The organism is Sphingobium sp. Cam5-1 (genome assembly GCF_015693305.1).
Lineage (GTDB): Bacteria > Pseudomonadota > Alphaproteobacteria > Sphingomonadales > Sphingomonadaceae > Sphingobium.
Map to the genome: position 1 here is coordinate 70833 of NZ_CP065139.1, position 15967 is coordinate 86799.

A 15967-nucleotide genomic window follows, 5' to 3' on the forward strand; every position below is an offset into this window, starting at 1 on the left:
GCGGGGCAGGCTCCAACACTGCCCGACAATGCTCAGAGCCGAAGAATGACAGGCCGCCGCCAATTGAAACATAGGAGTTGTTCAGATGAGGCTTGAAGGAAAGGTGGCGCTGGTCGCCGGGGCGGCAGGAACCGCCAATATGGGCCAGAAAATCGCCGAGCGATTGGCGCAGGAAGGTTGCAAGGTCGTCGTGACAGGGCGGCATGAAGAACCGCTGCGCGCGATCGCGGAGCAGATCGGTGGCAGCTATATATTGATGGACATCACCAGCAAAGCCGATGTCGATGCCGCCGCTGACTTTGCCGTCAAAACCTATGGCAAGCTGGACGTCGGGGTGAACGCGACTGGCTGGGGGCTGATGAAGCCGACCCATGAAACGACGGAGGCTGATCTCGACAAGATCATGGACATCCAGTTCAAAGGTCCCTTCTTCTTCATCCAGGCGATGTTGCGGGTCATGGGGCAGGGCGGATCGATCATTCAGATCTCTTCCGCCACGGCGACCATCATGCTCGAAAATCACGCCGCTTACATGGGCACCAAGGCTGGAATCGACCATGTGATCCGTACCGTCGCCAACGAATATGGCGCGCGTGGTATCCGGGCGAACTCCATTTCGCCGGGCCTCACCGAAACGCCGATGGCTGGCGACAGCTTCAGCGTGAAGGAACTGATCGACGCCTTTGCAAAGGAATATCCGCTCGGCCGCCTCGGCACGCGCGAAGATATTGCGGCTGCCGTCGTGTGGCTGGCATCCGACGAATGTTTCATGACCGGCCAGAATCTTCAGGTGAATGGCGGACTCACGCTCCGCCGCAACCCGATCCTGTCCGAACTGGGCGAGGTGGCCGCGCGCGCTACGGCGCATCTGAGCAGCTGACGACGACAGAGCGGTGCGGGCGGGGGCATTGCTTCCGTCCGAATGGCGTGAGGAAAATGGAAAGGGAGGGGAGCGTCGGCGCCCCTCCCTTTCGCTCGAGCATCGTGCGTAAGAGTGGAAACCGGTTTTTTGCGCAAAAAAGGATGCGACAACAAATAGCTAGAACGCGCTAAGTCCGATTGAACGCAGCGCGCTCTAGAGCATTTTCGAGGCAGATGGCATCATCTGCTGGCTCGGAAAATGCGGGAAACAAAAGACAAATAGAGCATGATCCGATCCAGTTTGATCGGATCATGCTCTAGTGGCGGTATTTCGATGCCCAGCTTGCCGGGGGTTGCGCAAGCGTCCATCAGTGAGCCAAAATCGCGGTTCGAAATCCGCCAACTTATGGAATCTGGCGTGCGGAAATGCCGATCCGGCGACCCTTCGCTACATGCGGTAGCCGCCCCGACCTTTCAGCTGCCGGGGCGGCTCCACTTCGCGTTAAAGGTCGGTGAACTGCATCCGGCGGATCGGATCGGTTCCATCAAATCCTTCCGCGGACTTCTTCATATGGTCGTAGAAGGGGCGGGTGCCTTCTTCTTCGTAAAGTTCAGTCATCACGCCAAGTTGTTTCGACGTATCCATGATGGCGTAGCGGCCCATACGATTAGGGAAGGTTTCGCCATAAAGAGCAGCCTCACAGCCTTCAGCTTCATATTGCGCCATCCGCTTGTCCAGATCATCGACGAACATGGCGAAATGATGAATCCGCGACTCACCCTTCTTCACCAGGTCGCGATAGGCGGACGGCTCGTCATCATGCTGCTGCACGAATTCGGCGGTGATATTGCCCCACTGACCATAGACGGAGGTAACGTCGATAACGCTGTCCTTGCCGCGATAGCGATGCACGTGAAGCGGATAATGTTCGACTGCCCAGAACGGCCCCGATCCATAACGGCGGGAATGGGCACGGGCGGCTTCGATGGCGTCCGGCACCACAAAAGCGATCTGCGTGATAGCGAGGGCAGGTGTGAAGATAAAATCACTCATGGCGTTGCTTCCTTCAAAGACAATTGTCAGATGATTGATTCGACGGTGAGGGTAATCGCGCGAGGGATCCGATCTTCGCCGACGGCATTGGACCATGTCGGCCGCCGGTGACCAAGGACATGCCGCAGGTCCGAAAACCAGCGTATTTCCTGGCCCTTGAGCGATCTGGCCGTCCGCTATGCAGCGCTTTAGGTGACCTTTTGGTGATCATTCATCCTCTACCCGGAGCGGCTCATGCCCTGCTCCTCCGTCGCTGATTTCTCGACAAACGACAAATGTCTGCTAACCAATATGCCTTCATTCGTCAAATTGATAAATGGTGGCATCGACTGAATGGGGCGGGGGAGGCGGCCCCTTGGGGGGCGGTACAGCGCATTGGTCATTGACTAAATGAACGACAACCGTCAGGTAATATGCAAACACCTTTGGCACTGACGGGCGTTCGCTGGCGGATTGAGTGCTTGCAACGCGGACTTATGGAGAGGAAGAAATGACCTATAATTTGACGGTACGGCGCGAAGGTGCCGTGTTCATCATCGGCGGAACCGGCGGCGCGGGTTCAGCGATCGTGCGCGCCTTTGCAAAGACTGGCGCCAATATCGCCTTTACCTACAACAGTAATGAAACCAAGGCGAATGCGTTGGTGAATGAACTGGAAAGCGAAGGCGTAACGGCATCGGCCAGCAAGCTGGACATAACCGACTTGCAGGCTGTCGAACAATGCATCAGCAGCGTCGTGAAGCGTTTTGGCCATATCCACACGGTCATCTATGCGTCCGGGCCGATGTGGGACAACACTCTGCAACTGGCCGACGTGAAGCCCAGCTTCATGGAGTTTCTCGTCAAGACCGAACTGTTCGGCTTCTTCAATGTGATCAGCGCCACCAAGGAACAGATGCGCGCCAATAAGGGCGTCATCACTGTTTGCACCAGCTTCGGCAACGCCCGCCGCTTCGATCGCGACGGTCAATCGGCGGTGCCGAAGGCTGGTCTGGAAAGCATGGCGCTCTATCTCGCGGCGGAAGAGGCGGTCTATGGCGTGCGCGCGAATGTCGTCCGCCTGGGCTGGTTCAACTTCGGCATGGGCGCGATCGACAAGACGGAGGCTTCGCTCGATGATCCGGGCCGTGCCATGACCGGCGGTGAAGCTGGGGCCGAGGCGCTGGAATGGATGACCAGCCGCATTCGCCTGGGCAATCGGCCGGGTCGGGGCGAGGAGCTTGCCAGCATGGTGCTCTACCTTTCGTCTGAACAGGCGTCCTATGTCACCGGCCAGATCACCTGCGTCGACGGCGGCATTTCGCTTTGAACCTTTGGGCAGGCGCCAGTCTTCATGACGGCGCCTGCTCCATGACGGCCCGCTGCACGCCTCTGCGTGGGCTGCATTGATAATTGACATATGTCATATAACCTTTATCACTGACGCAGCCCGCGAAGGCTGAATCGGGCTATCCCCGCATAGCGAGGCATATCAGCTGCGGCGATCGTTGCCCGGCTGACTGAGGCAGAGAGAGGATCGATGGTAAATATTTCCGTCCTGGCCGACCAGGTGGCTGGTGAACATCGCGTAGCCATGACGCCTTCGATTGTCGCCCGATATGCAAAGCTCGGCCTGTCGACGCTGGTTGAGCGCGGTGCAGGTCTTGCTGCGGGTTTTTCTGATGACGCCTATGCCGCGCAGGGCGCCCTGATCGTGGATCGCAAGGATGCGCTTGGGCAGGCGGATGTCTTGGTCACGGTCCGTCCTCCGGCCGCCACCGACCTGTTGGGGGTTCGTCCGGGAACGAAGCTCATCGGCGGCTTGGCACCCTTTGCCGATCCAGCCCGGATGGCAGCCTATGCCGATCTGGGGGTGGAAGCGATGGCGCTTGAACTGCTCCCGCGCACGACCCGCGCGCAGGCAATGGATATATTGTCCAGCCAGGCCAATCTCGCTGGCTATCATGCCGTTGCGCGGGCCACGACCGAACTTAATCGCTGCCTGCCGATGATGACCACGGCCGCAGGCTCGATCGCTGCCGCCAAGGCGTTCGTCATGGGCGTGGGCGTCGCGGGCCTTCAGGCGATCGCGACCGCACGGCGACTGGGCGCGGTCGTATCCGCCACCGATGTGCGACCCGAAACGCGCGAGCAGATCATGTCCTTGGGCGCCAAGCCCATATTCGAAGAGATTCAGGATGGCGACCAGCTGACCGCAGCGGTGGGCGGCTATGCCGGGGAAATGAGCGAAGCCTATCGGCAGCGTCAGGCGGCGTTGGTCAGCGGGCATATCGCCGGGCAGGACATGGTCATCACGACCGCCCTCATCCCCGGACGGCCCGCTCCGCGCCTCATCAGCGACGCGCAGATCGCAAGCATGAAGCTGGGCAGCGTGATCGTCGATCTGGCCGCCGAAAGCGGCGGCAATGTCGAAGGCGTCGTTGCCGGGGAAATGGTGCTGCGTCATGGCGTCAAGCTCATCGGGCTTGTCGATGGCGCGGCGAAGGTCGCCGTGGACGCGTCGAACCTGTTCGCGCGCAACTGCTATAATTTCATCGAAGCCTATTGGGACAAGGCGGAAGGCAGGTTGACGATGCCCGCCGATGACGCTCTGATCGAAGCGGTAACGCTGACCCGCCATGGCGAGATCGTCCACCCGCGCTTCGTGCAGGCAGCGGCGGCCTGAACACAGGGGATAAGTCAGTGAACGCTTTCAATGCAGATTATCTGTTCGTCTTCATATTGGCGGCTTTTCTTGGTTTTCAGCTGATCAAGAAGGTGTCGCCTTTGTTGCACTCGCCGTTGATGTCGCTGACCAATGCGATAGCGGCGGTTGTGATTGTGGGGGCGATCACGATCACGGGTGAGGCGGGCGCAACGCCGCTGGCCAAGACGCTGGGCTTCATCGCGGTGTTCTGCGCGACGGTGAACCTTGTGAGCGGGTTCATGATCACCGATCGCATGCTCAAGATGTTCAAGCCGCGGGGGAAGTAACAGATGGACGCCTTCGTACCCTTCGCGGCGATTGTCGCGTCCGCTTTGTTCATCCTGTCGCTGATGTGGATGAGCCATCCCTCGACCGCCCGTCGCGGCGTGCGCGCGGGCGAGATCGGCATGGTCATCGCCATCGTCGGCGCGCTGGTCCAGCATGAGGTGGTGGACTATAATCTGATCATCATCGCGATGATCGCGGGCGCGGCGGCGGGCATTCCGATGGCGCTGCTGATGCCGATGACGGCGATCCCGCAGCGAACCGCCATCTCCCACGCCTTTGGCGCGCTGGCTGTAGGCCTGATCGGTGCGGCGGAATATTACAAGCATGCCCATGCGGAATATGCGGGCGGCTTCATCCTGTGGGCGCTGATGTTCGAGATGCTGCTGGGTTTCCTGACCTGCACGGCCTCGATCATCGCCTTTGCCAAGCTGCAGGAGCTGATGGGCAGCCGTCCGGTCTCTTTCCCCGGCCAGCGCATCGTCAATGGCGCGGTGGCGCTGGCGACGGTGGCGATCGGCATCATGCTCGCGATCGATCCGACGCAGACCTGGCTGTTCCCGCTGTTCGCCGGCCTGGCGCTGCTGTTCGGCATATTGCTGGTCATCCCGATCGGCGGGGCGGACATGCCGACGGTCATCGCGCTTCTGAACAGCTATGCGGGCCTTGCGGCATCGGCGATGGGCTTTGCGCTGGGTAACAAGCTGCTGATCGTGGCGGGCGCGCTCGACGGCGCATCGGGCTTCATCCTGGCGCTGGTGATGTGCAAGGCGATGAACCGCAGCTTTGCCAACGTCATGTTCGGCGGCTTCGGCAAGGTGGTCGCAGGCGCTGCGGGCGGCAAGGACGACCGCGTCGTACGCTCGGCGTCTGCCGAGGAAGCCGCGATGCAGCTGGAAAATGCCAGCAGCGTGGTCATCATCCCCGGCTATGGCATGGCCGTCGCCCAGGCGCAGCACAAGGTCAGCGAGCTGTATCAGGCGCTCACCAGGAAGGGCGTGGACGTCAAGTTCGCGATCCACCCGGTGGCGGGCCGCATGCCCGGCCACATGAACGTGCTGCTGGCCGAAGCCAACGTGCCTTACGAACAGCTGGTCGACCTTGACGACATCAACCCTGAACTGCCGCAGGCGGACGTTGCGGTGATCATCGGCGCGAACGACACGGTGAACCCGTCGGCGCGCGACGATCCGCAGAGCGCGATTGCGGGGATGCCGATCATCGAGGCGGACAGGGCCAAGTCTGTGTTCGTGATCAAACGCTCGATGAACGCGGGCTTCGCCGGGATCGACAATCCGATCTACTATAACAGCAACACCCAAATGCTGTTCGGCGACGCCAAGGACATGGTCGGTTCCATCGCCAAGGAACTTAGCGGAGGCGGCTCAGGCCTCCACTGATCGCCATCCACTTTCCCTCAACTACGCCACCGACCAAAGTGCCAACAATGACACTTTACCCTCGGGCAAAGTGTCATTCGTGACAAAAGCGACCAATGCCCAACGCAAGGGATTCACATTGGCCTCCACCTGTGCTTGATTCGTCCCCGCTATGTTTCACGGTTCGATCAAGCCTCGTTCTTCGGCCAGTGGCGATTTGTCCGCCCTGCTGGACCGGCTTGCCCATGTCAGCACGCGGCCCCGCTACGCCTTCATGCTGCTGACCCTGATTGCCGAAGCGGCACGCCCGGACGGCAGTGCCGGTCCGTTAGTGGCGAAAGAGGGCGGCTTGCAGCCCCTGCGCGACTGGTTGTGCGACGCGCTGACCCCCATGGGCGGCCGCGATCCCCGCCGCATGGCGCTGACCGCGCGCGTGCGAGCGGAACTTGCCATACAGGGGCGCCTTCCCGTCGATCCCGACGCCGCCAGTCTTGCGGTTGAAGAGGAAGTGAAGCTGCGCGTCCGCGCTTCGGGCAAGACCAACCTTAGCCGCGCCGTATCGGAAATGGTCGCGGCGGGCTTGCTGCGCCGTCATTATCAGGGCTACCGCGTCGATCACCATAATCGCGGCGCACAGCGGCAGGCCGTCTATACGCTGACCGGCCTCGCTCGCATTCTGATAGCATCCGCCGCCATGCCGCCCATGCAGCCGCCGATTTCCCCGCCAGTATCCGCGCCAGTGCGCCCGCGACAGGGGGAGCTTGGTCTCTGACCGCCCCGATCGGATTACCGATGGAACAGGCCCACGGCGTCCGGCCATACTCTACCTAACGCCGCGCGTTCGATGCTTCTTGGCCATCCCCCCAATGACGCACATATACCGACGCGCATATGGCTCCATCGCCCGCGACGTCATCGGGCGAATGCCAACTGCCATTGGCGGGCTTAAGACGAACCGGTTCAGGTTGAGCACCACATGTGGACCCTTTCGTCTCCAACATCGTTTCCCATCCGTTCATATTAACCTTTGCAGGCAAAATCGATGCTTCTGGAGGTCGGCGAAATGGGACAGGCATTCCCAATGAAGTACTTGCCGCTATCCATGACAATTAGGGGCGGCCTGCGGTCCATTGACGCGCCCCGGTCCGGAAAACCGTTCGCGATGGCGCGGCTGATCGGTAAACGCGCCGCCATCAACGCGGTGTCCCGGCCATGACTGTCATCACCCGCCTGTCCGCTCCGGCGCGCCCCGCCATCCGTAGGCTCTCCGCGCTCGCCCCTCTGGATCAGGATGCGGAGGCGGCGCTGGCCGATGCCGCCCTGCGCAGCCGCATATTGAAGCCCGCCCGCGAACTGATCGCGGAGGGCGGGCCTGTTCCAAACCCGCTGCTGATCCTCAATGGCTGGGCCGCTCGAACGCGCTTCCTGCCCGATGGACGGCGGCAGATCATGAGCATAATCCTGCCCGGCGACCTCATCGGCAATTGCCATCACGACCGCCCCTTGTCGGTATCGACCGTCGTCGCGCTCAGCCAGCTGACGGTCTGCGCCGCGCCGTCCATCGGCTCCCCGGCGCTTCAGCAGGCTTACCGGATCAGCCACGCCTTGGACGAAGCCTATCTGCTTGCCCAGATCACGCGCCTCGGCCGCCTCAGCGCGGAGGAACGGCTCGCCGATCTCATGCTGGAATTGCGCGACCGTTTGGCGCTGTGCGGACTGGTGAGTGAGGGCAGCTTTGCATGGCCGCTGACGCAGAACGCCCTTGCCGATGCCCTCGGCCTGACGTCCGTTCACGTCAACCGCACATTGCAACAGATGCGGCGGCGTGGCGATGTCATCCTGCGTTCGGGCCGCCTGCAACTGACCGATGAGGCCAAACTCGCCAAGCGGGTGGGCCATGTACCGGTGCGCGTGACCGCCAGGGACGACTGACCTTCAACTGACAAAGAACGGGCCATTGCGCCAACCGCAACGGCCCGTCCATTATCTCGGAAAAGAAGGGAGCGTCAGCTCTTGGCTTCGGCCCCGGCCGGTGCCGCTTTTGCGCGAGGCTTGCGTGCTGCCTTGGCCGCCTTCGGCTGCGCGCCGTCAGCCGCCTTTGCCGAAGCGGCTGCGGGCTTCGCCGCTGCCTTGGCGGGCTTTGCAGCCTTCGCTACCTTGCGCGCGGGAGCCTTCGCATTGGCTTCGGCACCGGCTGCCTTCGGTGCCGCCTTGGCGCCTGCATCCGCCTGCGCGGGTGCGGCTGCCTTCACGCCATTGGCGGCTGCGGGCTTGCGGCCCAGGCCAAGGCGCGTGGCAACCGCGCGGCGCGCTTCGGAATAGCTGGGCGCAACCAGCGGATAGGATTTGGGCAGATTGTAGCGCTGGCGATATTCGTCCGGCGAAAGGCCATTCGTCGCCAAATGGCGCTTCAGCGTCTTGTATGGCTTGCCGTCGATCATGCTCAGGATGTGGTCGGGTGACGACAGGCTTTTGCGAACGGAAACGGCCGGTGTGTAAGTCGCTGCCTGCGCCTCGGCAGACTCCGCAGCCGGATCTTCAGTCAAGGCGATCCGGGTGGTCCGGATAAGCTCGGCGAGCCCCTCGCTCGTAACCGAATTGTTGGAGACAAACGCACTCAAAAGCTGAACTGTGAGCGTCGTGATGTCGGGCTGCGAATTTTCAGACATTGGCACGCTTCTCCGCACTGAATAACTGTGGCGACCTTCTGCGCGCTTTCAACTCAAATGTAAATCACCTTCACTCTTTTAGTGTGGCGATATCTGTCCCTATGAAGGACGCTTCTGATGTTCCGCTGCTGCGGCGCCCTTAGTAGAGGGCTGATCTTGTCCTGGCTCATTATCGACATGATGGGTGAAGATGTTGATTGAACGCGGCTCTACCCACAATTTGGGTCGTAACCATCTTATATATTGTCGCCGGGGGGGGAGCGCGGAATGCGCATCCAAAATACGCCGCCATCGCCGAAAGTAACCGGCCGTCGCGTTGCGGACCAAAAAAAAGGGCCGGTCCAAAAAGGACCGGCCTAATGAGTTTTTAGGAGAGGATGCCTGAAAGGCAGGGCGGCATTTGCCGCCGCGATCCTCTTCTGACAATTGTTTAGATCGGCATGTCGATTGCACGTCATGCAATCGTAACATTCACGGCGCCCCATTCCTTGCCGGAAGGGACGCCCGGCCCGTTAGCCGTTCAGCTGATCCTTGACCGCCTTTGCGGGCGTGAAGGTCAGCTTCTTCGATGCTGCGATCTGGATGGTTGCGCCGGTCGACGGATTGCGGCCTTCACGTGCCGGCTGATCCTTGACCTTGAACTTCCCAAAGCCGCTCAGCGAAACTTCGTCACCCTTGGCAGCGGCGCCAGCGATAGCGGCAAACACGCCGTCCACATATTTGCGGGCGTCGGCCTTGGTCAGGCCATGCTCGGCTGCAACTGCTTCGGCGAGTTCGGTATTGTTCATCGATCGTCTCCCTTTCGTGGACGACGGGTCTTAACCTGTCTCATCGCCCGCAACTAGGGGTGTTTTTGCCCATTAACCGATATTTTCGTGCCGGATTCGACATATTTTGGGGGTTGGTGACGTCCATGCGCCTGCTCGTGCCGCGCGAATCTCTCTCTCTGCGCGCATTCATGCCGCAGACTCGATTCCCCTACCGACAGGCTCAATCGGCACGCTTGCGCCGCCGGAGCCGTCCGCCCAGCGCCATGTCCTTCATGACCACGCGCGCGGCATTATGTCCCGCCGCGCCCGTGACACCGCCGCCCGGATGGGTGCCCGCGCCGCACATATAAAGCCCTTCGGCAGGTCCGCGATAACCGGCATGGCCCAGCACCGGCCGTGCCGCCCACAATTGGTCCAGCGTCATCGCGCCATGCATGATGTCGCCACCCATCATCCCGAACCTCCGCTCAAGGTCCAATGGCGAGAATATGTCCCGCGCGATCACGGACGCCGCAAAGCCGGGCGCATAAGCGTCCACCGTCGCGATCACATCATCCGCTGCTTGGCTCCGCGCATCGTCCCAGCTTCGTCCATCGGGCAGCTGTGGCGCGAACTGCTGGCAAAACAGGCTCGCTACATGGCATCCGGGCGGCGCCAGGCTGTCGTCGACAATCGACGGGATCAGCATCTCGACGATCGGCGCGGATGACCAGCCCCTTGTCTTCGCGTCCATGAAGGCGCGGTCCATATAGTCCATGTCCGGCGCGATGATGATCCCGGCCTGCAAATGCTCGCCCGGTCCCGGCAGGCAGGAAAAGTCGGGCAGCGCCGACAGCGCGACATTCATGCGGAAACTGCCCGACGCCGTCCTGAACCCCCGGATACGCTTGCGGAAATCAGATGGCAGGTCGGCCGGGTCCATCATCCGTTCGTACAGCAGCTTGGGACCGACATTGGCGATCACCGCCGCCGCCATGACCTCTTCCCCGCTTTCCAGCCTGACGCCGACGGCCCGCCCGCCGTCCACCAGCACCCGCTCGACCCGCGCCTCCAGGCTGATCTCCACGCCCATCGCGCGGACGACCTTCGCCATGATCTGGGTGATCGTGCCCATGCCGCCGACGCAATGGCCCCATGCGCCCTTCTTGCCGTTCACCTGTCCCATGACATGGTGCAGCAGGACATAGGCGCTGCCCGGCGTATCGGGCGACGCATAATTGCCGACCACCGCGTCAAAGGCGAAGGCCGCCTTCACCGCCTCGCTTTCGAACCAGCCATCCAGAAAGGCGCGCGCCGATTTCAGGAACAGGTCCAGCATGTCGCGCTGCCCGTGCAGCGACAATGCGCCGACGCGCCGTCCCTGCGACAATGCCGCCGTCAGCATGGACAGCCCGTCGCCGACATTGGGCGGAGCTTTCAGCATCATGTCGCGCAGCAGGTCCGCTATCACCTCCAGTGCGTCCTGATAGTGGGGCAGGGCGGCCGCATCCTTCGCGCTGAACTTTGCGAACTCCTCCTGCGTCCTTTCGATGCCGCCGCCCACGTTCAGATAGCGTCCGTCCGGCTGCGGCAGGAAATTGGCGACCGGCCGTTCGATCACGCGATAGCCATGGTCGGGGAGGGCCATGTCGGCGATGACCTTGGGATGCAGCAGGCTGACGGTATAGCTGGCGACCGAATTGCGGAAACCGGGATGAAACTCCTCCGTCACCGCTGCGCCGCCTACGATGTGCCGCCGTTCCAATATGCGGACCCGGTAACCCGCGCGCGCCAGATAGAATGCGCACACCAGCGCATTATGCCCGCCCCCGATAATGACCGCGTCATACTTATACATATGTACAACAACTCACGGGCTTCGGAAAATCCCGTTCTATTCGCCATTTCCTTCACGACTTCCATAACGCCGCGCCAGTCCGGCACAAACCATCAACTGAATCTGGTGAAACACCATCAACGGCAACAATATCGGTCCCACCGCATTCGCCGGAAACAAAACCCCGGCAATCGGCACCCCCGTCGCCAAACTCTTCTTCGACCCACAAAATTGCAGCACCACCGCATCTTCCCGCGACAATCCCAGCAAGCGCCCCAGTCCCCAGGTGAACAGCAGCACCACCACCAAAATCGCAATCGACAACAGCGCGAGCAACAACAATTCTTCCCGCGACACCTTATGCCACAGTCCTTCGACCACTGCGGCACTGAACGCCGAATAGACAATTAACAGTATCGATCCGCGATCCACTCTTCCCAGCATCGCCTTGTGCCGCGAAACAAAGCCGCCAATCCACGGCCGCGCCAGATGCCCCAGCAGGAAGGGCAGCAGCAACTGCAACACTATCCCCTCCACCGCCGATAACGAGATCAGGCCGCCGCTCCCTCCGACGCTGTTCTGCATCAGCACTGCCACCAGCACTGGCGTCAGAACGATCCCTAGCAAGTTGGAGAAGGACGCACTCACCACCGCAGCCGCGACGTTGCCTCGCGCAATCGCTGTAAAGGCGATCGACGACTGCACCGTCGATGGCAACAGCGTCAGGAAGAGCAGCCCCGCTCGCATCTGTCCGGGGATCGCTTCCACCTGCTGCGTCGCCAGTCCGACCAGCGGGAACAGCGCGAATGTCGTTCCCAGCGTCGCCAGATGCAGCTTCCACGCCGTCGCCCCGCCCCAGATCGCCTCGCGCGACAGCTTCGCCCCATGCAGGAAGAACAGCAGCACAATGCCCGCATCCGCAAGGATGCCAACGATATGCGCACCCTCGCCCCGCGCGGGGAGAAAGGAGGCCAGCGCCACCATGGCGATCAGCAGCAGCAGGAAGGGGTCGGCAATTTCCCGGAGACGGCTCATGCCGCGGCTGTAGGCAGTCTGGCGGAAAAAGGATAGACGCCCGGCCGATCAACATATTAGTGGGCGCTTGGGAAATGGAGGCGGTCATGAGCAACGGGATCGAAATTATCGAACAGGGCGGCGTCCTGGAAATCCACATCGACCGCCCCGACAAAAAGAACGCGCTTACCGCGGCCATGTACGACAGCATGACCGCAGCCCTTTCCGACGCATCGGGGCGGAGCGACATCGGCGCTGTCCTGATCGCAGGAAAGGGTGACGCCTTCTGCGCAGGCAATGACCTTAAGGACTTTACGCAAGGACCGCAGGGTGGCGCGGCTGCATTCGCATTCATCCGCGCCATTGCAGGCTTCGACAAGCCGCTGATCGCTGCCGTCCAAGGACTGGCCGTGGGCGTGGGCACGACGATGCTGTTCCATTGCGACCTTGTCTATGCGGCGTCCGACGCGCGCTTCATCATGCCCTTCGTCAATCTGGGCATCGTGCCGGAAGCTGGCTCAAGCCTGCTAGCGCCCGCGACGCTGGGCCATGCAAAAGCAGCGGCGATGCTGTTGCTGGGCGAGCCAATGGACGCCGAAACCGCTGACCGGTCAGGTCTGGTTACAGCTGTGATACCCACCGACGAATTGCTTGATCACGCTCGGGCGAAGGCGGCCACCCTGATGAAGAAGCCGCCCAAGGCACTGGCGGCCACCCGGCGGCTGCTAAAGGGCGATCCTGCCGCGCTGCTCGACAGGATCGAAGAGGAAGCACGGCTCTTCGAACAGATGCTGGAATCCGAAGAGGCTCAGGAAGCCTTCGCTGCCTTCTTCGAAAAGCGCGCTCCTGTATTCCGTCGCGATTGAACTTAGCGGGGAGTTGTCCCTCGGCTGCCTGATAGTCAGAAGACAACCTAAATCGAAACCCTTGCTGGAAAACTCCGGGACGTTCAGCAATATTCTGTCCCTGTGCCGCACAAGACAAGTGTTCAGCGTGAAACGAGACCAAGGCAGATGAGCGACAAGGCCGTAACCACAGCTGAAACCGCGCCCTCAGGGGCGGGCCGCTTCGCCCTTTTGGAGCCATTGCGCCAGCGGACTTACCGCACAATCTGGATCGCCAGCCTGTTTTCGAACTTCGGGCAACTTATACAGGGCGTCGGCGCGGCCTGGCTTATGACGCGGCTGAGTTCATCGCCGCAGATGGTGGCGCTGGTCCAAACGGCCCTCATGCTGCCTTTGATGCTCGTCGCGTTGCCCGCCGGGGCGATCGCGGACATGTTCGACCGGCGCAAGGTGGCGTTGGCTGGCCTTGCCTTCGCATCACTGATGGCGATCTGCCTCACGCTGCTTGCCGGTGCGGAACTGCTCTCTCCCTGGACCTTGCTGCTCTTCTGCTTCCTGATTGGCACGGGCGTCGCCTTATATGGGCCTGCCTGGCAAGCCTCGATCGGAGAGCAGGTAAGCGGTGAACATCTGCCCGCAGCGATCGCGCTCGGCACGATCAGCTACAATGTGGCGCGCAGCTTCGGCCCCGCAATCGGCGGCATTATCGTTGCCTCATTAGGGGCGATGGCGGCCTTTGCAGCCAACGCTTTTTTCTATCTGCCGCTGATCCTCGCCTTCCTGATGTGGCAGCGAGAACATAAGCCTTCGCGCTTGCCCCCGGAAAGGATCGATCGGGCGATCGTGTCGGGGGTCCGCTATGCGGTGCATTCGCCCCCAATCCGGGTCGTGCTTATCCGCACACATGTCGTGGGTCTGGCGGGGGCTTCAGTTTCTGCACTCACCCCATTGATTGCAAAGGATCTGCTGCACGGATCGGCAAGCACCTATGGCTTGTTATTGGGTGCCTATGGCGTGGGCGCGGTGCTGGGCGCGACCGGGCTTGATCTGGTGCGTCGGCGTCTGCGGCCGGAGCAGGCTGCGCGGCTGCTGTCGATATTGCTGGGCGCAATGATCATCCTCGCCGGGATCAGCAGCTACACCCTTCTGACTTGCGCGGCACTACTGGTTGCGGGCTTTGCATGGATGATCCTGGTCGCGCAGTTCAACGTTGCTGTCCAGATGTCAGCACCGCGCTGGGTCACGGCGCGCGCGCTTGCCTGCTATGGCTCGGCGTTGACCGGTGGGCTCGCTCTGGGCGCGTGGCTGTGGGGATCGGTCGCTACTGCTCTAGGAACAGGTGAAGCGATGATGATGTCGGGGGCAGCGATGGTGTTCAGCACTATTCTCGGCCTCGTCTTTCCGTTGGCGCGATCGCTCCCCGATGGATTGGAACAAAGCATACTCAGTCATCAGCCGCAGGTTGGCCTTGCGCTGACCTCGCGCAGTGGTCCCATCGTCGTGGAAATTGATTATCGGGTAGATACTGACAAGGCGCGCGACTTTTATGCCGCGATGCAGAAGGTGCGCAGCGCGCGCCTGCGAAGTGGTGCCTTTGGCTGGTCCGTGGCACGTGACATCGCCGATCCTGAACTTTGGACCGAACATTATCATTGTCCAACCTGGGGAGATTATCTGCACCAACGCGATCGTATGACGATGGGCGACCGTCAGATCGAGGACGCCGCCAATATATTCCATATGGGTCGCAGCGAGGGGCGGGTGCGCCGACGCCTTGAACGGCCAACCGGATCTGTGCGGTGGCGGGCAGACACGCCTGACCGCCGCGACGAGGCGATCGATATAATTTATCCATAGATCAACCAGTTCGTGCAAGAATGTAGGGAAACGTTGTCAATATAAACAGGCGCGCTAGAATCGCTTTGAAATCGAATTTGGAGAGCGAAATGCCGAGTCAGGCGAAACGGACGGTAGGACGTCCCCGAAGGCTGACGCTAGAAAGGATTGTCGATGCCGCCTGCGAGGTCGGCATCGCCAAGCTGGAAATGAGCCTGGTTGCCGAAAGGCTGAATACCGGCGTCGCCACGCTATATGGCTATGTGCGGGGGCGGGAACATCTGCTGCAACTCGTGGCACAGCGTCTCGTGGGACAAGCGCTGATCAAGGATGAAGGACAGAGTTGGCAGGATATATTGCGCGAACATGCGACAGTTACCTATCGTCTCTTTCAGTCCCTGCCTCACCTCATCACCAATCTGATCGGAAAAGAACCCGAACAGCATTCGTTTGACTATTCGCAGAGGGTCCTCTCGATGCTGGAGGCGAGGGGGCTCCCTCCTGCTGTGGCCCTGAACGTTTATATCGAGATAAATCAGGTCGTAATCGGTGCTGCGATCAGCATGATGCGGAGGGAGGTGCTGATTCAACTCCCTGAGTACGAGACTGAAAATTGGGGGCCGCTGCCGGACATCCTCGGCGATTATTGCACAACATTGGAGCGGATCATCTCTGGGTATGAGGCGGAACTGAGTTCGGGTGAAGACGAAAAGTCGCCCCAAAACGCCTGAAAAATCGGCTCGCGCTCTTGT

15 protein-coding genes are annotated in these 15967 nt (G+C 61.1%); 10 read left to right on the plus strand and 5 right to left on the minus strand.

The genetic code is table 11. From position 1 onward, the window contains the following. The first annotated feature begins 85 nt into the window (after positions 1 to 85). On the plus strand, positions 86 to 880 hold the full coding sequence (locus IZV00_RS14470; protein ID WP_196227135.1) for an SDR family oxidoreductase: 795 nt from the start codon (positions 86 to 88) through the stop codon (positions 878 to 880). A gap of 483 nt (positions 881 to 1363) precedes the next feature. Here IZV00_RS14470 and IZV00_RS14475 read toward each other — a convergent pair whose 3' ends face one another. Further along, positions 1364 to 1915, minus strand: a complete 552-nt coding sequence (locus IZV00_RS14475; RefSeq protein WP_196227136.1) for a VOC family protein — start codon at positions 1913 to 1915, stop codon at positions 1364 to 1366. Positions 1916 to 2405: 490 nt separating this feature from the next. On the opposite strand from IZV00_RS14475, the gene IZV00_RS14480 reads away from it, so the two are divergent. The 6 genes from IZV00_RS14480 to IZV00_RS14505 all read left to right on the plus strand — a co-directional run bounded on the left by IZV00_RS14480 (position 2406) and on the right by IZV00_RS14505 (position 8197). Continuing rightward, positions 2406 to 3224, plus strand: a complete 819-nt coding sequence (locus tag IZV00_RS14480) for an SDR family NAD(P)-dependent oxidoreductase (protein ID WP_196227137.1) — start codon at positions 2406 to 2408, stop codon at positions 3222 to 3224. Positions 3225 to 3434: 210 nt separating this feature from the next. Then, positions 3435 to 4580 carry an NAD(P) transhydrogenase subunit alpha gene (locus IZV00_RS14485; protein ID WP_196227138.1) on the plus strand — a complete coding sequence of 382 codons (1146 nt, stop codon included), beginning with the start codon at positions 3435 to 3437 and terminating at the stop codon, positions 4578 to 4580. A gap of 17 nt (positions 4581 to 4597) precedes the next feature. After that, complete coding sequence (locus IZV00_RS14490; RefSeq protein WP_196227069.1) at positions 4598 to 4888, plus strand: NAD(P) transhydrogenase subunit alpha; 291 nt, start codon at positions 4598 to 4600, stop codon at positions 4886 to 4888. Between the two features lie 3 nt (positions 4889 to 4891). Further along, positions 4892 to 6286 (plus strand): NAD(P)(+) transhydrogenase (Re/Si-specific) subunit beta, encoded by a 1395-nt coding sequence (locus tag IZV00_RS14495; protein ID WP_196227070.1) that lies wholly within the window; start codon positions 4892 to 4894, stop codon positions 6284 to 6286. A 151-nt stretch (positions 6287 to 6437) separates the two neighbouring features. Then, a complete protein-coding gene (locus tag IZV00_RS14500) occupies positions 6438 to 7037 on the plus strand; it encodes a hypothetical protein (RefSeq protein WP_196227139.1) in 600 nt (199 codons plus the stop codon). A gap of 440 nt (positions 7038 to 7477) precedes the next feature. Further along, positions 7478 to 8197 (plus strand): Crp/Fnr family transcriptional regulator, encoded by a 720-nt coding sequence (locus IZV00_RS14505; RefSeq protein ID WP_196227140.1) that lies wholly within the window; start codon positions 7478 to 7480, stop codon positions 8195 to 8197. Positions 8198 to 8271: 74 nt separating this feature from the next. Here the strand turns inward: IZV00_RS14505 and IZV00_RS14510 are convergent, their stop codons facing one another. From IZV00_RS14510 to IZV00_RS14525, 4 genes are all read right to left on the minus strand, one after another. Continuing rightward, the gene (locus tag IZV00_RS14510; RefSeq protein ID WP_196227141.1) at positions 8272 to 8934 is read right to left on the minus strand and encodes a MucR family transcriptional regulator; all 663 of its coding nucleotides are present in this window, start codon (positions 8932 to 8934) and stop codon (positions 8272 to 8274) included. A gap of 512 nt (positions 8935 to 9446) precedes the next feature. Continuing rightward, entirely contained in the window at positions 9447 to 9722 is a 276-nt protein-coding gene (locus IZV00_RS14515) for an HU family DNA-binding protein (RefSeq protein ID WP_097093579.1), read from the minus strand. A gap of 202 nt (positions 9723 to 9924) precedes the next feature. Then, positions 9925 to 11541, minus strand: coding sequence for a phytoene desaturase family protein (locus IZV00_RS14520; protein WP_196227142.1), 1617 nt, complete (start codon positions 11539 to 11541; stop codon positions 9925 to 9927). A 36-nt stretch (positions 11542 to 11577) separates the two neighbouring features. Beyond that, a complete protein-coding gene (locus tag IZV00_RS14525; RefSeq protein WP_196227143.1) occupies positions 11578 to 12555 on the minus strand; it encodes a bile acid:sodium symporter family protein in 978 nt (325 codons plus the stop codon). 86 nt (positions 12556 to 12641) lie between these two features. On the opposite strand from IZV00_RS14525, the gene IZV00_RS14530 reads away from it, so the two are divergent. The 3 genes from IZV00_RS14530 to IZV00_RS14540 all read left to right on the plus strand — a co-directional run bounded on the left by IZV00_RS14530 (position 12642) and on the right by IZV00_RS14540 (position 15946). After that, complete coding sequence (locus tag IZV00_RS14530) at positions 12642 to 13400, plus strand: enoyl-CoA hydratase (protein WP_196227144.1); 759 nt, start codon at positions 12642 to 12644, stop codon at positions 13398 to 13400. Between the two features lie 147 nt (positions 13401 to 13547). Beyond that, complete coding sequence (locus tag IZV00_RS14535; RefSeq protein ID WP_196227145.1) at positions 13548 to 15236, plus strand: MFS transporter; 1689 nt, start codon at positions 13548 to 13550, stop codon at positions 15234 to 15236. An 89-nt stretch (positions 15237 to 15325) separates the two neighbouring features. Further along, on the plus strand, positions 15326 to 15946 hold the full coding sequence (locus IZV00_RS14540; protein WP_230463437.1) for a TetR/AcrR family transcriptional regulator C-terminal domain-containing protein: 621 nt from the start codon (positions 15326 to 15328) through the stop codon (positions 15944 to 15946). Positions 15947 to 15967 lie beyond the last annotated feature (21 nt).